Annotated in this window: 15 protein-coding genes and 1 riboswitch; of the genes, 7 read left to right on the plus strand and 8 right to left on the minus strand. The window is 68.4% G+C overall.

Annotated features, from left to right (window positions below; genetic code table 11):
- Positions 1–3: 3 nt before the first annotated feature.
- Entirely contained in the window at positions 4–852 is an 849-nt protein-coding gene (locus OHA10_RS15135; RefSeq protein ID WP_371406832.1) for an SAM-dependent methyltransferase, read from the plus strand.
- Between the two features lie 31 nt (positions 853–883).
- On the opposite strand, the gene OHA10_RS15140 is transcribed toward OHA10_RS15135, so the two are convergent.
- Genes OHA10_RS15140 through OHA10_RS15150 form a run of 3 tightly spaced genes read right to left on the minus strand, consistent with a single transcriptional unit; the run spans position 884 to position 3062 of the window.
- Complete coding sequence (locus OHA10_RS15140; protein WP_371406834.1) at positions 884–1387, minus strand: tetratricopeptide repeat protein; 504 nt, start codon at positions 1385–1387, stop codon at positions 884–886.
- Between the two features lie 7 nt (positions 1388–1394).
- Positions 1395–1754, minus strand: coding sequence for a DUF1622 domain-containing protein (locus OHA10_RS15145; RefSeq protein ID WP_371406835.1), 360 nt, complete (start codon positions 1752–1754; stop codon positions 1395–1397).
- A gap of 18 nt (positions 1755–1772) precedes the next feature.
- Positions 1773–3062 carry an FAD-binding oxidoreductase gene (locus tag OHA10_RS15150; RefSeq protein WP_371406836.1) on the minus strand — a complete coding sequence of 430 codons (1290 nt, stop codon included), beginning with the start codon at positions 3060–3062 and terminating at the stop codon, positions 1773–1775.
- Positions 3063–3153: 91 nt separating this feature from the next.
- Between OHA10_RS15150 and OHA10_RS15155 the strand changes: the two genes are divergently transcribed.
- On the plus strand, positions 3154–4551 hold the full coding sequence (locus OHA10_RS15155) for a PLP-dependent aminotransferase family protein (protein WP_371406837.1): 1398 nt from the start codon (positions 3154–3156) through the stop codon (positions 4549–4551).
- 55 nt (positions 4552–4606) lie between these two features.
- The gene (locus tag OHA10_RS15160) at positions 4607–5347 is read left to right on the plus strand and encodes a GNAT family N-acetyltransferase (protein WP_371406838.1); all 741 of its coding nucleotides are present in this window, start codon (positions 4607–4609) and stop codon (positions 5345–5347) included.
- Between the two features lie 143 nt (positions 5348–5490).
- Here the strand turns inward: OHA10_RS15160 and OHA10_RS15165 are convergent, their stop codons facing one another.
- On the minus strand, positions 5491–6429 hold the full coding sequence (locus OHA10_RS15165) for an MBL fold metallo-hydrolase (RefSeq protein WP_371406839.1): 939 nt from the start codon (positions 6427–6429) through the stop codon (positions 5491–5493).
- A 116-nt stretch (positions 6430–6545) separates the two neighbouring features.
- On the opposite strand from OHA10_RS15165, the gene OHA10_RS15170 reads away from it, so the two are divergent.
- Together OHA10_RS15170 and OHA10_RS15175 are read left to right on the plus strand one after the other, a co-directional pair.
- A complete protein-coding gene (locus tag OHA10_RS15170) occupies positions 6546–7421 on the plus strand; it encodes a LysR family transcriptional regulator (RefSeq protein WP_371406840.1) in 876 nt (291 codons plus the stop codon).
- The gene (locus OHA10_RS15175; protein ID WP_371406841.1) at positions 7418–8290 is read left to right on the plus strand and encodes a serine hydrolase; all 873 of its coding nucleotides are present in this window, start codon (positions 7418–7420) and stop codon (positions 8288–8290) included. The genes OHA10_RS15170 and OHA10_RS15175 overlap by 4 nt, the downstream gene beginning before the upstream one ends.
- Here OHA10_RS15175 and OHA10_RS15180 read toward each other — a convergent pair.
- The gene (locus tag OHA10_RS15180) at positions 8287–8673 is read right to left on the minus strand and encodes a RidA family protein (protein WP_371406842.1); all 387 of its coding nucleotides are present in this window, start codon (positions 8671–8673) and stop codon (positions 8287–8289) included. The two genes, OHA10_RS15175 and OHA10_RS15180, sit on opposite strands and share 4 nt — an antisense overlap.
- A 60-nt stretch (positions 8674–8733) precedes the next feature.
- Between OHA10_RS15180 and OHA10_RS15185 the strand changes: the two genes are divergently transcribed.
- Positions 8734–10596 carry a DUF6807 family protein gene (locus OHA10_RS15185; RefSeq protein ID WP_371406843.1) on the plus strand — a complete coding sequence of 621 codons (1863 nt, stop codon included), beginning with the start codon at positions 8734–8736 and terminating at the stop codon, positions 10594–10596.
- On the opposite strand, the gene OHA10_RS15190 is transcribed toward OHA10_RS15185, so the two are convergent.
- Together OHA10_RS15190 and thiS are read right to left on the minus strand one after the other, a co-directional pair.
- Positions 10571–11344, minus strand: a complete 774-nt coding sequence (locus OHA10_RS15190) for a thiazole synthase (RefSeq protein WP_371406844.1) — start codon at positions 11342–11344, stop codon at positions 10571–10573. The two genes, OHA10_RS15185 and OHA10_RS15190, sit on opposite strands and share 26 nt — an antisense overlap.
- Before the next feature lie 3 nt (positions 11345–11347).
- Positions 11348–11551 (minus strand): sulfur carrier protein ThiS, encoded by a 204-nt coding sequence (gene thiS / locus OHA10_RS15195; RefSeq protein ID WP_137252359.1) that lies wholly within the window; start codon positions 11549–11551, stop codon positions 11348–11350.
- Positions 11544–11655: riboswitch (TPP riboswitch) on the minus strand. (Overlaps the previous gene by 8 nt.)
- Before the next feature lie 65 nt (positions 11656–11720).
- Here thiS and OHA10_RS15200 point away from each other — a divergent pair.
- On the plus strand, positions 11721–12725 hold the full coding sequence (locus OHA10_RS15200) for a LacI family DNA-binding transcriptional regulator (RefSeq protein WP_371406845.1): 1005 nt from the start codon (positions 11721–11723) through the stop codon (positions 12723–12725).
- Here the strand turns inward: OHA10_RS15200 and OHA10_RS15205 are convergent.
- Positions 12722–15280, minus strand: a complete 2559-nt coding sequence (locus OHA10_RS15205; RefSeq protein ID WP_371406846.1) for a glycosyl hydrolase — start codon at positions 15278–15280, stop codon at positions 12722–12724. The two genes, OHA10_RS15200 and OHA10_RS15205, sit on opposite strands and share 4 nt — an antisense overlap.
- Positions 15281–15321 lie beyond the last annotated feature (41 nt).

The raw sequence follows: 15321 nt of genomic DNA on the forward strand, positions 1-15321 counted from the left end.
AGTGTGACCGACCAGCCGATGAACGACGGTGGGCTGGTCGCGCATGGGATCGATACCACGCGGCCGAGCGTGGCGCGGGTGTACGACTACGCCCTCGGTGGCAAGGACAACTACGAGTCCGACCGCGCGCTGTACCGGCAGATCATGGAGATCGCGCCGGAGACACCCGTCTGGGCCCGGGCGAACCGGGCCTGGCTCCGCGAGGTGATCACCTGGCTGGCCGAGGAGGCCGGCGTACGGCGGTTCATCGACGCGGGCTCCGGCCTGCCGACCGCGGAGAATACGCACCAGATCGCTCAGAAGGTCAACGCCGAAGCCTCGGTGATCTACATCGACAACGACCCGTCCGTGGTCGCCCACGGACGGGCGCTGTTGCTCGACAACGACCGGACGCAGTTCACGGCCGCGGACCTCACCAAGCCCGACGAGGTGCTGGCCGACCCGTCGATCGCGGGCCTGCTGGCCGGTGGTGAGCCGGTCGCGCTGGTGATGGCGCTGATGCTGCACCACATCGCCGACTACGAGCAGACCCGCGAGATCGCCCGCACGTACGTCGACGCGCTGCCGCCCGGGTCGTATCTGGCGATCACGCACGCGTGCAATCCGGGCGACGGCGGTCAGGTCGATGTGCTCGTGACCGAGCTGCTCGAGAAGGTCAAGGACGCGTTCCCGACGCTGGCCTTTCGATCGGTCGAGCAGATCAGATCGTTGTTCGGCGACCTGGAGATCCTCGAGCCGGGCGTCGTCCCGCTGAGCGAGTGGCACGTCCCGGGCGGGCGCGTCGAGGAGGAGCGCCCGGCCGACATCCGCGATGCCATCTACGGCGGAGTCGGCCGCAAGGCCTCGAGCTAGCCCAGATCGCGACCCAGCCCGGGCCGGCGAGCTAGCCCAGGTTGGCAAGGTAGTCCGCGTTGCCGCGGATCGCGGCCTCGTAGCGCTTGATCTCGGCCGAGTCGACCTTGTCGGCGATCACCAGCAGTAGCGTGGCCAGCGCCTTGTCCTTGTACCCGGCGGCGTGCAGCGTCAGCGCCTTGAAGACCCGCAGCGAGTCCGATTCCGGATACTCCGCGCAGGCTTGTTTGAACACAGCCAGCGACTCGTCGAAGCGGTCGAGGTTGCGCAGCGTGCTGCCGTACTGCAGCAGGCACTTGCGGCGCGTCTCCCCGGTCAGCCCGGGCAGCGCGCGCTCGTAGTACCCGACCGCCTTCTCCTCCTGACCGGCGGTGTCGTACGACCCGCCGACCTCGTAGAGCACGTACGGGTTGTCCGGATGCTCGCTCAGCAGCTTCTCGAAGAAGGCGATCGTCGGGCCCATGTTCGCGCGGTCCCGCCGGGCGAACGCCTCCTCGATCGTCGCAGCCAGCTCCGGGGTCAGATCAGTCGTCACATCTCCATCATGCCGCGTCCGACTGGTCACCACGTCGCTGCTGCCACGGCCACGACCCGGAGATCTCCACTTCGAGCGCGAAACTGAGCACCACCCGGATGATCACGATCAGGCCGAGCACCAGCACGCTCTCGAGGGAGGTCTCCACGATGATCGTCCGGATGATGTCGCCGACGATCAGGATCTCCAGGCCGAGCAGGATCACCCGGCCCAGATCCACCCGAAGCTTGCTGTAACTCCCGGCGCCTTTACGGATCACGTCGTACGCGTACCGGATCAGGACCGCGGCGAGGCCGATCGCCATGATGACCACGCCGGATCCTTCGATCACCCGGGCCACATCCGCGAAGACAGACTCGAAGTCCATCCTTCAGAGGTACACCAGTCAGGCGGCGCTCTCAGCACTCGCCTCGCCGCCGGGGCGGATGTTCTGGTTGAGGTGGAAGACGTTCGCCGGGTCGTACGCCGTCTTCAGCGCGACCAACCGCTCCAGCTTGGCCGGCGGGAACGCGCGCTGGATCGGGTCGTCGTTCAGCGTGTTCACGTACGCCCCACTCGCGTACGGCGCCAGCGTCGCGGCGTACTCGCGCAGCTGAGCGATCCGGGCCTCGTCCTCGTCCGCGTCGTCCCAGCGGGTCGCGGTGACGAACTCGAACAGCGTGTCCCGGTGGCTGAACGCCGCATCCCCATCCGGTACGTCGGCGATCGCGCCGCCGTACGCCTGCAGGCTCGCCGACGGGCCCGGCGTGTTCAGCAACGCACGGATCGCCTCGTCGGGAAGCGTCTTGAAGTAGTGCCCCTTCCAGTAACGCCGGTACCGGTGACCCTGCACGTTGTCGTCACGCGTCTGCAGTTTCAGGTACGTCGTCTCCTCGACAACCTCACCGACTACCGGCCCGAGCGCGCGGAATGCGGGCAGCAGGCCGTACCCGCCCTCGCCGACCCACACATAGCCGACCGTCACCGAGTCCGGCGTGATGCTCGCGGTGAACGTCGCCTCCCGCGGCGCCTGCTCGTTCAGCTCCCGCCAGCCGCGCAGCACATGGAAGCCGGCCGACGCCGGATAGGTCAGCTCGACGATCAGCGCCCGCGTTCCGATCTCGTGCAGCTGGAACTCGAACCGCGTGACGATCCCGAAGTTCCCGCCACCGCCGCGCAGGCCCCAGAACAGCTCCGGGTTCTCGTCCGCACTCGCCCGGACAACCGAACCGTCCGCGGTCACGACCTCGTACGAAACGACGTTGTCGCAGGCCAGACCGAACCGCCGGGCAAGCCAGCCCATCCCGCCGCCGAGCGTCAACCCACCGACACCGGTGTGCGAAACATTCCCCGCCGTCGTCGCCAGTCCGTACTCCTGCGCTGCCTTGTCCAACTCGCCCAGCAACGCGCCGCCCTGCACCCAGGCCCGCTTCAGCGACGGGTCCACCTGCACCGAGTTCATCGGCGTCAGGTCGATCATCAGCCCGCCATCGGGTACGGCGAGACCCGCGATGTTGTGCCCGCCGCAGCGGACCGCGATCTCCAGGCCGGCCGCCCGGCCGAACCGCACTGCCTCGACGACGTCCGCGGTGCTCGAGCACCGGGCGATCGCGGCCGGACGGCGGTCGATCATCGCGTTCCAGACGGTCCGGGCCTCGTCGTAGCCGGCGTCTCCGGTGCGCAGCATCGTGGTCATCGCTCTCATCTCCTGTCGTTTCCTCGTTTTGGTCTGTCCACAACCCTGACAGCGAAGCGGTACTCCGATAAGGTCCAGTTGCGTGAGCCGAATGAGGACCAGTTCCGGTTCCGGTGAGCTCCTGGTCGAGCTGCAGCGGGACAGCGGCGTACCGCTGCATCAGCAGTTGGAGAGCGGGATCCGGACGCGGATCCGGGCCGGTCTGCTGCGGCCGGACACGGTGATGCCGTCCACTCGTGCGCTCGCGCAGGACCTCGGCCTGTCCCGCGGCGTGGTCGTCGAGGCGTACCAGCAGTTGGTCGCCGAGGGGTACCTGGTCAGCCGGGGTGGCGGGTACACGCAGGTCGCGGACATCGCCGTGGTCGAGCCGACGGCTGCATCGAGGTCGGCGAGCGGCCCGCCGCGGATCGACTTCCGCTACAGCCGGCCGGACGTCTCCCAGTTCCCCCGCGCCGCGTGGCTCCGATCGATACGCCGGGTGCTGAACGAGACGCCGTACCGCAGCCTGGCCTACATCGACGGTCGCGGCACGATCGAGCTGCGGACTTCGCTCGCCGATTACCTGAACCGCGTCCGCGGTACGGCGGCCCGCCCGGAGAACATGCTGATCTGCAACGGGTTCGCGCAGGGCTCGCGGTTGCTGCTGCAGGTGCTGGCGGCGCAGGGGTACAAGCGGCTGGCCGTCGAGGACCCGTCAGACAACGAGCTCCGCGAGGTCGCCGCGGCCGCCGGGCTCGAGACGGTCGGCGTACCGGTGCTCGAATCGGGTGTCGACATCGACGCACTCGATCGATCCGGCGCGGACCTGGTACTCGTGACGGCAGCCCATCAGTTCCCGACCGGTGCGGTGACCTCGGCGGAGACGCGTGCCGCGCTGGTCGCGTGGGCGGCTCGGCGCGACGGACTGGTGATCGAGGACGACTACGACGCAGAGTACCGCTACGACCGCGAACCGATCGGCGCGATGCAAGGGCTCGCGCCGGAACGCGTCGCGTACGCCGGGACGGCGAGCAAGACGCTTGCCCCCGGGCTGCGGCTCGGCTGGCTGATCCTGCCGGGCCGGCTGGTCGAGCCGATGGCGCGGGCGAAGCTGATGGACGATCGCGGGTCGCCGGTCTTCGATCAACTGGCGTTCGCGGATTTCGTGGCGCGGGGTGAGTTCGATCGGCATCTGCGCCGGATGCGGCCGCGGTACCGGCTCCTGCGGGACACGTTGGTGGAAGAGCTCTCCCAGCGGATCCCGGAGCTCGAGCCGGTCGGGGTGTCGGCCGGGCTGCATGTGATGACCTTCCTGCCGCCGGACCTCACCGAGGACGCGGTCCGGGCGGCGGCATCGGAGCGCGGACTCGGCGTGTACGGGCTGGCGCAGTACTGGGTGGCCGGATCGGGGCCGGCCGGGTTGGTCTTCGGGTACGGATCGCTCACCCAGAAAGAAGTTGTCGAGGGCATCGAACTGCTCGCGGACGCGGTCGCGGCGATCCGCAGCTGATGAATAATTATCCATTTGATTGCAATTCGATCCGAGCGGTTCTACTCTTGGTGGAGTGATCGCCGCAGCTCGCATCGACTCCTTGATGAACCAGGCGTGGCCCGCCGCGGACAGCACCGAACTCGACGGCTGGCTGGTCCGCCGCAATGCAGGCGTCACCCTGCGAGCCAACTCGGTGCTGCCCGCCAACGCACCCTTCGACGTCCACAGGGCCTTGGATTACGTCGAAAACCTGTATCTGGCGCATGACATCACGCCGTCGTTCCAGATCAGCCCGGCGGTCCAGCCGAGCGACCTCGACCTCCACCTCGAAGCCCGTGGGTACACGGTTCGCAACCCGACGCTGGTGCAGTGCGCCGCGCTCTCCGACGTACTCGCGAAGCTGCCGGCGACGGCGGATGAGGTGAATATTTCCGCGGCGCCGTCCGCCGCCTGGATGGACTGCTGGTGGAGCGTCGACGGCCGCGGCGGCGCGGCGAACCGCACCACCGCCGAGCAGATCCTTGCCCGGGGCAAGGCTCTCTACGCGAGCATCCCCGATGGTCAACAGGTAAAGGCGATCGGCCGGCTCGCGCTCGTCGACGACACCGCGGGGCTCTACTGCCTCGCCGTCGACGAACGCTTCCGGCGCCAGGGGCTCGCTTCCGCCGTCATTCGCGGTTTGTTGCAAGCGGCAACAGCCAAGTGGGTCTGGCTGAGCGTGCTGGAAGACAACACGCCGGCCCGCACGCTCTACGACGCCCTCGGCTTCCAGACCGTCTCGCGCTACCACTACCGCGTCAAAGCTCAGCCCTGAGGTGCAGCCCGCTCGATCATCTGCAGCTCGACAGGACGTATATGCCTACTGCCTCGCGATCGAGGCAACTGCCAGGCGTGAGACCGAATGCAGTGCAGGTATACGTCCTGTCGAGCTGCAGACCCGCGCTCGATGGTTTCTGTCTAGAGCGTGACCTTCTGCAGGTGATCGACGACGACGAACTCGGCGCCGGTTCGCTCCACCGACCGGCGCAGCGGGGCGAGGTCGGTCCAGGGGATGCCGGGATCGTCGAGCGGCTTGTCGAAGTCGTCCCAGTGCGTCGCGATCACCTTGCGGACCGGCTTGATCGTCTGCAGCAGGCGGTCGGTGATACCGGGCTCGCCGCCGGGAGCCGCGAAGACCACGTCGACCTGCAGGTCGCGTAGCGCGTTCGGGTCGAAGTTCGCCGTACTCAGGCTGAGGATGCGCAGGCCGCCGATCGTGATCACGAACGCGAGCGTGCCGCCCTCGACCAGGTCCTCGATCACGCGCGGACGCTGAGGTACGTCGTACCGGTAGCCCGGGTAGGCGTACGTGTGCCGCTTGCCGCTGCAGGAGTGCAGCGACGGGAACACCTCGACCGAGAAGCCGTCGAACGGCAGGTACTCACCGCCGCGGACCGGTGAGAGCAGGTCGTCCTGCGTCCGCATCGCGCGGAGCAGGTTGGCGTGCGTCTCGGTGCACAGCACGGTCGCCTGCGTCTTCTTCGCGACATACGGCACGTCGGTCATGTGGTCGTAATGCCCGTGATGAACCAGGATCGCGTCGGCCGTACCCAGGTGCTTGTCGATCACCTCGGGCTTGATCACGAGCTTGGTCTTCGGGTCCGCCCCCTCCGGCGTGAACGTCCCCGTCTTGAACCGGGTCAGCCACGGATCGGTCAGTACGACGCTCTGCCCGCACCTGAGTTGCCACGCGTGCGTCCCGAACCAGGTCAGCTCGACCGGCTCGCGCTTCGGCTGTGCCGTCGGGGTCGTCGCCGCCTCGCTCCGGCCTTCGAGCCCAACCACGCCGGCCGCCCCGACCGCCGCTGCGCCGACCGCGGCCGCGCCCGTCAACATCCCTCTCCGACTCACCTTCACGCTGTCTCCTCTCGTCGTGCCGGAGCTTCAGTCAAGGCCGGGCTGACACGGACTGTCGAATATGCTCTTGAGCATGGGCCGATTGTCTGGAGATATCACCGCAGGTCAGTCACGTCATGCTCACTGAAAGACACCTGCAGATTTTCATCGCGCTCGCCGAGGAGCAGCACTTCGGCGACGCGGCCCGGGTCGTCGGCATCACCCAGCCGCCGCTGTCGCAGGGACTGCGCCGCCTCGAGGCCCTGGTCGGCGCGAAGCTGTTCGAACGCGGCGCGGGCGGGGTCGAGCTCACTCCCGCCGGGGTCGCGCTGCTGCCGTACGCGCGCCGCGCACTGACCTCGATCGAGGAACTGCACCAGGCCGCCGTCGCCCGCGATCCGAAAGGCCCGGAGATCCGGCTGGGCCTAGCGCCCGAAGTCCCGCCCTCAGCCGGTGCTGCTGTGGCCGCTGCCTCTGGCGCGGTGATCCCGGGCAGCCGAGTCACGGTCGTCACCGCCTCGACGAGTTCGCTGATCAACCAGGTCAACACAGGCCGGCTGACGTTGGCCGCCGTACTGCATCCCGTCGTACTGGATGGGCTGGAAGCAGGCCCGGTCTCGCTGCTTCCGACGTGGGCGCTCGCGCCGGCCGGGGTGGTCGATGGGGAGGTGGTCGGACTGCGGCAGCTCAAAGGGCTGCCGGTCGCCGTCCGGCCGCGGACCGAGGCGCCGGCCGCCCGCGATCTGTTCCTGGACACGCTCGCCTTGCATCGGCCCACCGGCGGGACGGTCGTCGTCACCGACGAGCGAGCCGGTCTGGCGATGGCCGCCGCGGGACAGGCGATCGTGGTGACCGCCGATCCCGCGCTGACCGCACCCGGCGTCACGCGGCATCGGCTGGCCGACGACCCGCTGCCGCTGCGGCTCCGGCTCGTGTGGTCGAGGACGCGTACGCCGTTCCTCCGGCCGAACGACGTGATGGCGCAGCTGACCGAAGCGCTGGTGGCGTCGTGAACGCCCGGATCCGCGCGGTCTTCGAGGACGCCGGCGTCCGCGGCTGGCTGCACGCGGTCGCGTTGGACGAGCCCGAGTCGACGGTCGAGGTCGATGCGGACGGGATCGTGCCGCTGGCCTCGGTGTACAAACTGCCGCTGCTGGCCGGGTTCTGCCGACTCGTGGATCTCGGCGAGATCGACCCGCGGGAGCAGCTCACACTCGATCCCTCGACGAAGACGGGCGGACCGACCGGGCTGTCGACCTTCGCGGATCCGGTCACCGCGTCTCTGCGAGACCTGGCGCTGTCGATGATGACGCTCTCCGACAATGCGTCAGCGGATGCGCTGCTCGACGTCGTCGGACTGCGGCGGCTGGCCGAGCTGCTGGAGTCGTTCGGTCTGCATCGGACCCGGGTACGTCGCGGTACCGCGGGCAACCTGCTCGACCTGCAACGGCGTACCCGGACGAACGATCCGGACGCGGCGCTCGCCGTACTCGCGGATAACGACCGGACCGATCCGGCCGGGGTGTACGAGGCTGCGAACGCATCGGCGAGCAGTGCGCGCGACCTCACGTTGTTGTTGCGGCGATTGTGGGCGGGCGAGTTGTTGTCGCCGGAGCAGACCGAGTTCGTCAAGGCGACGATGCATCGGCAGGTGTTCCTGCATCGGCTGGCGTCCGGCTTCCCGCACGACGGCGTACGCGTCGCGGGGAAGACCGGGACGTTCGGGGCGTTGCGGCACGAGGTCGGCGTGGTCACGCTGCCGGGTGGTACGGCGTACGCGATCGCGGTCTTCACACTTGCCGCACGCGGGGACATCCGTCAGCCACGCGTCGACGTCGCGATCGGCGAGGCCGCCCGCGTCGCCGTCGACTTGCTGCGCTAGACGATCGCGAACGCCTCGATCTCGAGGAGTACGTCGGGGTGGAACAGGGCCGCGACCTGGACGGCGGAGGCGGCCGGTTTGGTGCCGGGGATGTAGCGGTCGCGGACCGCGCGGATCGCCGGCATGTTCGCCATGTCGGTGACGAAGATCGTCATCTTCGCGACGTCTTCGAAGGTCGCGCCGGCGCCGGCCAGGCAGCGCTCCAAATTCGCGAACACCTGCTCCGCCTGGGCGCCGGGATCGCCGATGCCGACCAGCTTGCCGTCGGGGTCCAGCGCGACTTGTCCGGCGATCGCCACCCACTGCCCGTGACCGGTCACGACGTGGCTGTAACCGTTGCCCGGGGCAACTCCAACTGCGCGCGGATACTCCAGGTTGCTCATGCACCAGATATACCCCGGCAAGGGTTGAGAAACCGGTTTCCGTCGGGAGAGGATACAAGGGTGGGCCGGACACCGAAGGACTCGATCACGATCGCCGACGTCGCGCGGCTGGCGGAGGTTTCGCGGGCGACCGTGTCCCGGGTGATGAACGGCCGGCTCACGGTCGCACCGGAGATCGTAGTCCGCGTGCGCGCGGCCGCCGAGCGCCTCAACTACCGGCCCAGCGACCTCGCCCGCAGCCTCTCGCTCGGCCGGACGAACATGGTCGCGCTGGTCGTACCCGATCTGGGCAACCCGCTGTTCCAGCAGATACTGCGCGGCATCACCAACGCCTCCGCGGCGTCCGGCTACCGGGTGCTGGTCGCCGAGACCGACGAGGATCCGACCGCCGAGGCTGAGATCGCGATCGAGGCCCGGCGGCGGTGCGACGCGCTGATCATGGTCTCGCCGCGGATGGACGAGGAGCGGCTGCTCGAGTTGTTGCCGCAGGTGCAGCCGGTCATTCTGGTCAACAGGCAAGGGCCGGAAGAGGTGTCGTCGGTCGTGGTCGACTACGGCCGCGCAGTACGGATCGTCGTCGATCACCTGGTCGGGCTCGGGCATCGGCGGCTCGCGTTCCTGGCAGGGCCGGCGGCGAGTGCGTCCAACACGCTTCGGCTGCGGGCTCTCGAGGTCGCCGAGCGGGAGATTCCTGGGTTGGAGCTCGTTCGGTTCGAGTGCGGGCGGTCGATCGAGGACGGGTACGCCGCGGTTGAGCGGGTGCTCGAGTCGCATGTGACCGCCGTGGTCGCGTTCAATGATCTGGTCGCGTTCGGTTTGCTGGCCCGGCTGAACGAGGTCGGGGTCGCCGTACCGACTGATCTTTCGGTTACCGGGATGGATGACATCGGGTTGGCGCGGTTCGCCGTACCGTCGTTGACGACGGTTCGAGTGCCGCAGAAGGATCTCGGGGAGTTGGCCTGGCGACGGTTGCACGCGTCGATCGCTGCACCGAACGGCGATGCGGACGACGTACCGGAGCTGCGGTTGGCGGTGCGGGCAAGCACGGGGCTGGTGCCGCAGGCGCCGGTGTCGCGGAGTGGTACGTCGGCTGATCAGGTCGGCTGGCGGCGGCAGGGCGACATCTTCGCGCTCGGGAGCGATTCGGGGATGCTGGCGCGGTACGAGTTCGGGCGGCGGATGCCGCAAGTGCACGCGCCTCGGCCGTACCTGCATCCGGTCCGGACGCTCGGCGGTCACTCGTTGACCGAGGTGAGCCCGGTCGATCATCGGCATCATTACGGCGTCTCGCTCGCAGTACCGGTGGTCAACGGCACCTCGCACTGGGGCGGTCGGACGTACGTCCGCGATCAAGGACCGACACTGCTGACGAACCACGGCCAGCAACGCAGCCGCGGCGTCACGGCCGATGGTCACGAGCTGATCGACGACATCACCTGGTACGACGAACAAGGCCGACCGCAGCTCGTCGAGCGCCGTCGTCTCGGCGGGGAACTTGCCGCCGGCGGTTGGCGACTCGACTGGCAGAGCGTCCTCACCGCCCGCTACGGCCCGGTGCGGATCGAAAGCCCGGCCACCGTCGGTCGAGAAGGCGCCGCGTACGGCGGGATCTTCTGGCGGCTACCCCTTGTCGAAACGACGGTGCTTTCCGCTGACGGTGAGGGCCTGGACGCCGCCTTCGGCTCGACGAGCCCGTGGCTGGGCTTCGTCCAAGGCGATGTCACGTTGCTGCTGGTCCAGCCGGCCGACGTACGTCCGTGGTTCCTCCGTGTCGACGCGTACGTCGGCGCATGCCCGGCGCTCTCGTGGCACGACCCGCTGACGTTGCAACCCAATCAGGAGCTGACGCTGTCGCTCAGCGCGCTCCTGCTGGATCGGCCTGTGGATCTGGCCGAGGCTAAGACGTTGGCAGACCAGTTGTAGGCGACGAAGCCAGCGCGGACTGCCAACGGCGCGGGACCCGGCCGGCGAGACGTGCGGCTCGTCCTGCGGAGACGGCGTCGCGCATCGCGGCGGCCATCAGGGCAGGCTTCTCCGCGCGGGTGACCGGGGTCGCGAGCATGACCGCGTCGCATCCGAGCTCCATCGCCAGCGCGGCGTCGCTCGCCGTACCGATCCCGGCATCGACGATCACGGGTACGTTGGCCGCTTCCGCGATCAGCGCGATGTTGTGCGGGTTGCGGATGCCGAGCGCCGAACCGATTGGCGCGGCCAACGGCATGACCGCCGCGCACCCGGCCTGCTCGAGCCGTCGGGCGAGGATCGGGTCGTCGTTCGTGTACGGCAACACGGTGAAACCGTCGGCCACCAGGGCTTCCACGGCGTCGAGCAGCTCGAACGGATCCGGCAGCAGCAGGTGGTCGTCGGCGACGACCTCGACCTTGATCAGGTCGGTCTCCAACGCCTCCCGGGCCAGCTTCGCGGTCAGCACGGCCTCGGCTGCGGTGTGGCAGCCGGCCGTGTTCGGCAGGACGTCGATGCTGTGCTTCTTCAGGACGTCGAGCACCGAGCCCTCGTGCCCGGTGCCGAGGCGGCGCATCGCGACCGTGGTCAGTTGGGTGCCGGAGGCAATCAATGCCTCCTCCATCACTTCCAGGTTGGCCGAACCGCCGGTCCCCATGATGAGCCGGGACGTGTACGTCCGCCCGCCGAGCTCCAGTGGATCATCCATGTGTCAGCCTCCCTGCGTCGCGCTGACGATCTCGACCCGGTCGCCGCTCCGCAACGCGGTCTGCGCCCACTCGGCCTTGGTCAGCACGTTCTGGTTCACCGCGACCGCGATCCCGGTGGTGCGGTCGGAGTACTCCGTGATGAGCTCGGCCACGGACTTGCCGGCCGGTACGTCGATCGCCGTACCGTTCACCCAGACGGATTCCATCGCGCTTCCTCCCTACGCCGGAATTACCCGATTCAGGTTCAGCGGTCGGTGACGGATCGGTCACCCTCTCAGCCCACTCCCTGCGAGCTCCCGCGGACGTTCTCGACTATAGCGCTCTCCCGCGTGAGGGCGGATATCGTGACCAAAAGCGCCCTGGGAGGGGAAGGCCTTGGCGAAGCGGGTCGGGATCTCGGACGTGGCTGCGCGGGCCGGGGTGAGTCCGACGACGGTCTCGCACGTGCTGTCGGGGCGGCGGCACGTGTCGGAGGTGACGCGGGCGCGGGTGCGGTCGGTGATGGACGAGCTCGGCTGGGAGCCGAACCAGCTCGCGCGCAGCCTGCGGATGCAGCGGACCCAGACGATCGCGCTGATCGTGCCCGACATCACGAACCCGTTCTATCCGTCGGTCGCGCGGGGGTTGCTCGACGTGGTCAGCGAGCCCGGATACCAGGTGCTGATCGGCAATACGGACGGCTCGCCGGCGGCCGAGAGGGATCTGGTCGCGCGGATGGTGACGCGCAGCGTCGACGCGATCGTGTTCGCCGGCTACTACAGCAAGGCGAGCGACGTCACGGCCGCTGTCGAGGCCGGGATCCCGGTGGCCCTCATGGGCGGGCGTCGGGCGTCGGCGGGGATCGACGTACTGACGTCCGACGATCTCGCGGCGGGGGAGATCGCGACGCGGTACTTGATCGGTCGTGGCTATCACCGGATCGCATTCATCACCGGGCCTTCGGGAGACGGGCCGCCTGCCGATCGCGTGAAGGGCTACCGGCGTGCGCTGACCTCGGCCGGGCTGCGGTTCAACAGCCAGCTGGTCGTCCGCGAGGAGTTCTCCCGTGCAGGCGGTACGGCGGGGATGGAGAAGCTGCTCCAGCTGCGCAAGCCGCCGCGCGCCGTGCTGTGTACGAACGACATGGTCGCGATCGGCGCGCTGGATGTCGCCCGGGCGCGCGGCCTTCGCGTGCCCGATGACCTTGCTGTGATGGGGTTCGACGACATCGAGGCAGCGGCGCTCATCTCGCCGTCGTTGACGACGATCGCGGGCGATCCGCGCGAGCAGGGTCGTGCGGTCGGGCGAGTCCTGCTGGGCAGGCTGGCGGGGACGGCCACCGCCAGCCTGCCGCAGCGCATTCTGTTCGCGCCTTCCGTCGTACCGCGGGAATCCGCTTAAGGGGCGGTCACCGAGGTGACCGTCGAGCCCGAGATATACGTCGGCCACACGCCGACTGTGACCGTGATCTGCCCGTTCGCGTTGGGGGTTTGCGTGCTGGTCAGGCCGTAGAGGCTCGTGACCTGGACGGGGCCGGTCGCGTTGACCGTCACCGTCGTGTTGGACCCGGACGCGGCCCAGATCGCGCGGAACGGCGTACCGTCGTTCGCCGCGTAGACCTGGTCGATCAGGCCGTTGCCAGGGTTCTCCTTGCCGAGGAACGTCGCGCCGCGGAGCTGACGTGCGGCGGTGGCGTAGGCGACGTACGACGGCTTGGGGGTGTACTTGCCGAGCGCGTCGGCCTCGTTGTGCACGAGTCCGAAGTTGTTCTCGGCCGCGGCCGGGTCGATGCCGTCGTTCTTGAAGTCGTACATGTAGAACCGGTCGACGTCGTGCCCGGGGACGTTGAGCATCTCGCGGGCCATGTACATCGCCTGAGTCGGTTCGTCGACCGGTACGGCGCTGCCGGAGCCGGTGTACCAGCCGGCCTCCGTGATCCAGATCGGCTTGTCCACACCGCCGTTGTACTGCCGGATCGTCGCCCGGACCTGATCGATCGCGGTGCCGAGGCTCTCCGGCGCATGCAGGAAGTTGTACGGGTGGATCGACACGACGTCGAGGTACTTCAACCCACCCAGCTGGCAGAACGTCTGGAACCAGGCCTGCTGCGTCACGTCGGTGTCACCACCGCCGACGATCGTGAGATCGGGATGGGTCGCCTTCACCTTCGTGTACGTCGCCTTGAGCAGCGCGAGGTAGCTGTCGGGTGTTTTGTTGGCGGGACCGGCCGCGTTGACGTCCCACTCGTTCCACACCGCCAGGTTGTGGACCTGCGGGTACTGGTTCGCCAGCGCGTTGGCGTAGTTGGCGAACGCGGTCCGGCCTGCGTCGGTGTACGGCGCATTGAAGAGCTGATCAGGGCAGTCGTACAGGCAGTTGCCGTAGTCGGCGACCATCAGCGGGTCGAGACCGTTGGACTGGAAGGACTGCAGATAGGTGGTGACCTTGGCCGGGAACGCGTAGGTGCCGGCCGTGGTCTCGGCCGCGGACCAGTACGCCTCATCTCTTGCTGTCCGAGCACCAGCCTGGCTTACCAGCGGGATCGCATCCGGCGCCCAGGAACCGGCGAAGTGCGTGCCGACTCCGTTGTACGTCGTGGGCGTGGTCGCCGCGACCGCATCGACGTTGACGGAGGCCGTCGTACCGCCGCCGATGATCAGGCTCTTGTCCAGCGTGAGCATGATCGCCTTGGCGGGACCGTGCCAGATGCCGTCGTCGGCGCCGCCGAAGTGCAGGTAGCCGGTGCCCCCGTTGAAGGTGGTGACATTGAGCTGTTGCCAGGCGGTGGACCCGGACAGCGTGAGGCGTTGCTGATGGACCTGGCCGGTCGAGTCGGTCAGCCGGAGGCCGATCGCTGACAACTGGCTGGTCTTCACCCACAGGCTGAGCGCGGTCAGGTTGATCGGGACGAAATTGCGCTGGATCGCGACGTAGTTGCCGCCGCCCGTGAAGTCACCAGAGAGCTTCGCGGACTGGGCACCGGACTGCAGGTTCGTGGTGTCGTAGGTCAGGCTGCCGGTCGCGCCGGCGAACTCGCTGCCCGGGTAGAACGACCAGCCCTCCGCGGCGCTCTCGTAGTCGCCGAGCGGCGTCGTCGGCTTGGTCGACAGGGCGTTGACGGTGAAGTCGTCGAGGCTCACGCTGCTGCTCGTCGCGCCGGTGATCGCGCCCTTGTCGAGGACGATCTCGAGGCCCTTGGCGGGACCGTGCCAGACGCCGTCGTTCGCGCCGCCGAAGTGGACGTACTGCTTGCCGCCGTCGAACCGGGTGACGCTCAGCGGCTGCCAATCAGTTGCCCCAGACAACGTTAGGCGCTGCTGGTGGACCTGGCCGGTGGAGTCGGTGATGCGGAACGTGAGGAACGACAGGTTCGGGGACTTCGCCCAGAAGCTGACGCTGGATGCGTTGACCGACGGGAGGGTGCGGTTGACGCTGACGTACGCGCCCCCGGCGCTGAAGTTGCCGGACAGTTTGCCGGAGCTGGTGCCGGAGTGGTTGTCCGTGGTGTCGAGCGCGAAGCTCCCGGTCGCGCCGGGGAATTCGCTGCCTGGGTAGAAGGTCCAGCCTTCCGCGGTGTTCTCGAAATCGCCGACCCGGTTGGTGGTCAGGCCTGCGACCGCCGCCGTACTGAGCGGGCTGAGGATCGCGAACGTCGTCTGGGCGCTGAGTGTGCCTGCTTGGACGGTCAGCTTGTACCAGCCGCGGGTGGTGACCGAGACCTGCAGCGTGCTCGCGGCGGCCTGGCTGCCGGTCGCGACGACGGTGCCGTTGACGTCGGCCGCGGACCAGGTCACCGATGAGGCATCGGTGCTGAGGCCGACCTTCACCTGCTGGCCGTCGGTGAACACGTTGCCGAGGGTGAGGGGAGTAAGGGCGAGAGTCGCCGCGTGGGCCGGGGCGATGGTGCCGAAGCAGAGGAGGAGAACTCCGAGAACGATGGCAAGACTACGTCTCATGCCGACTCCTTGAATCAGGGCGGTGTAGGTGAGACGTCGGC

It is taken from the genome of Kribbella sp. NBC_00662, from assembly GCF_041430295.1.
Classification (GTDB): Bacteria; Actinomycetota; Actinomycetes; order Propionibacteriales; family Kribbellaceae; genus Kribbella.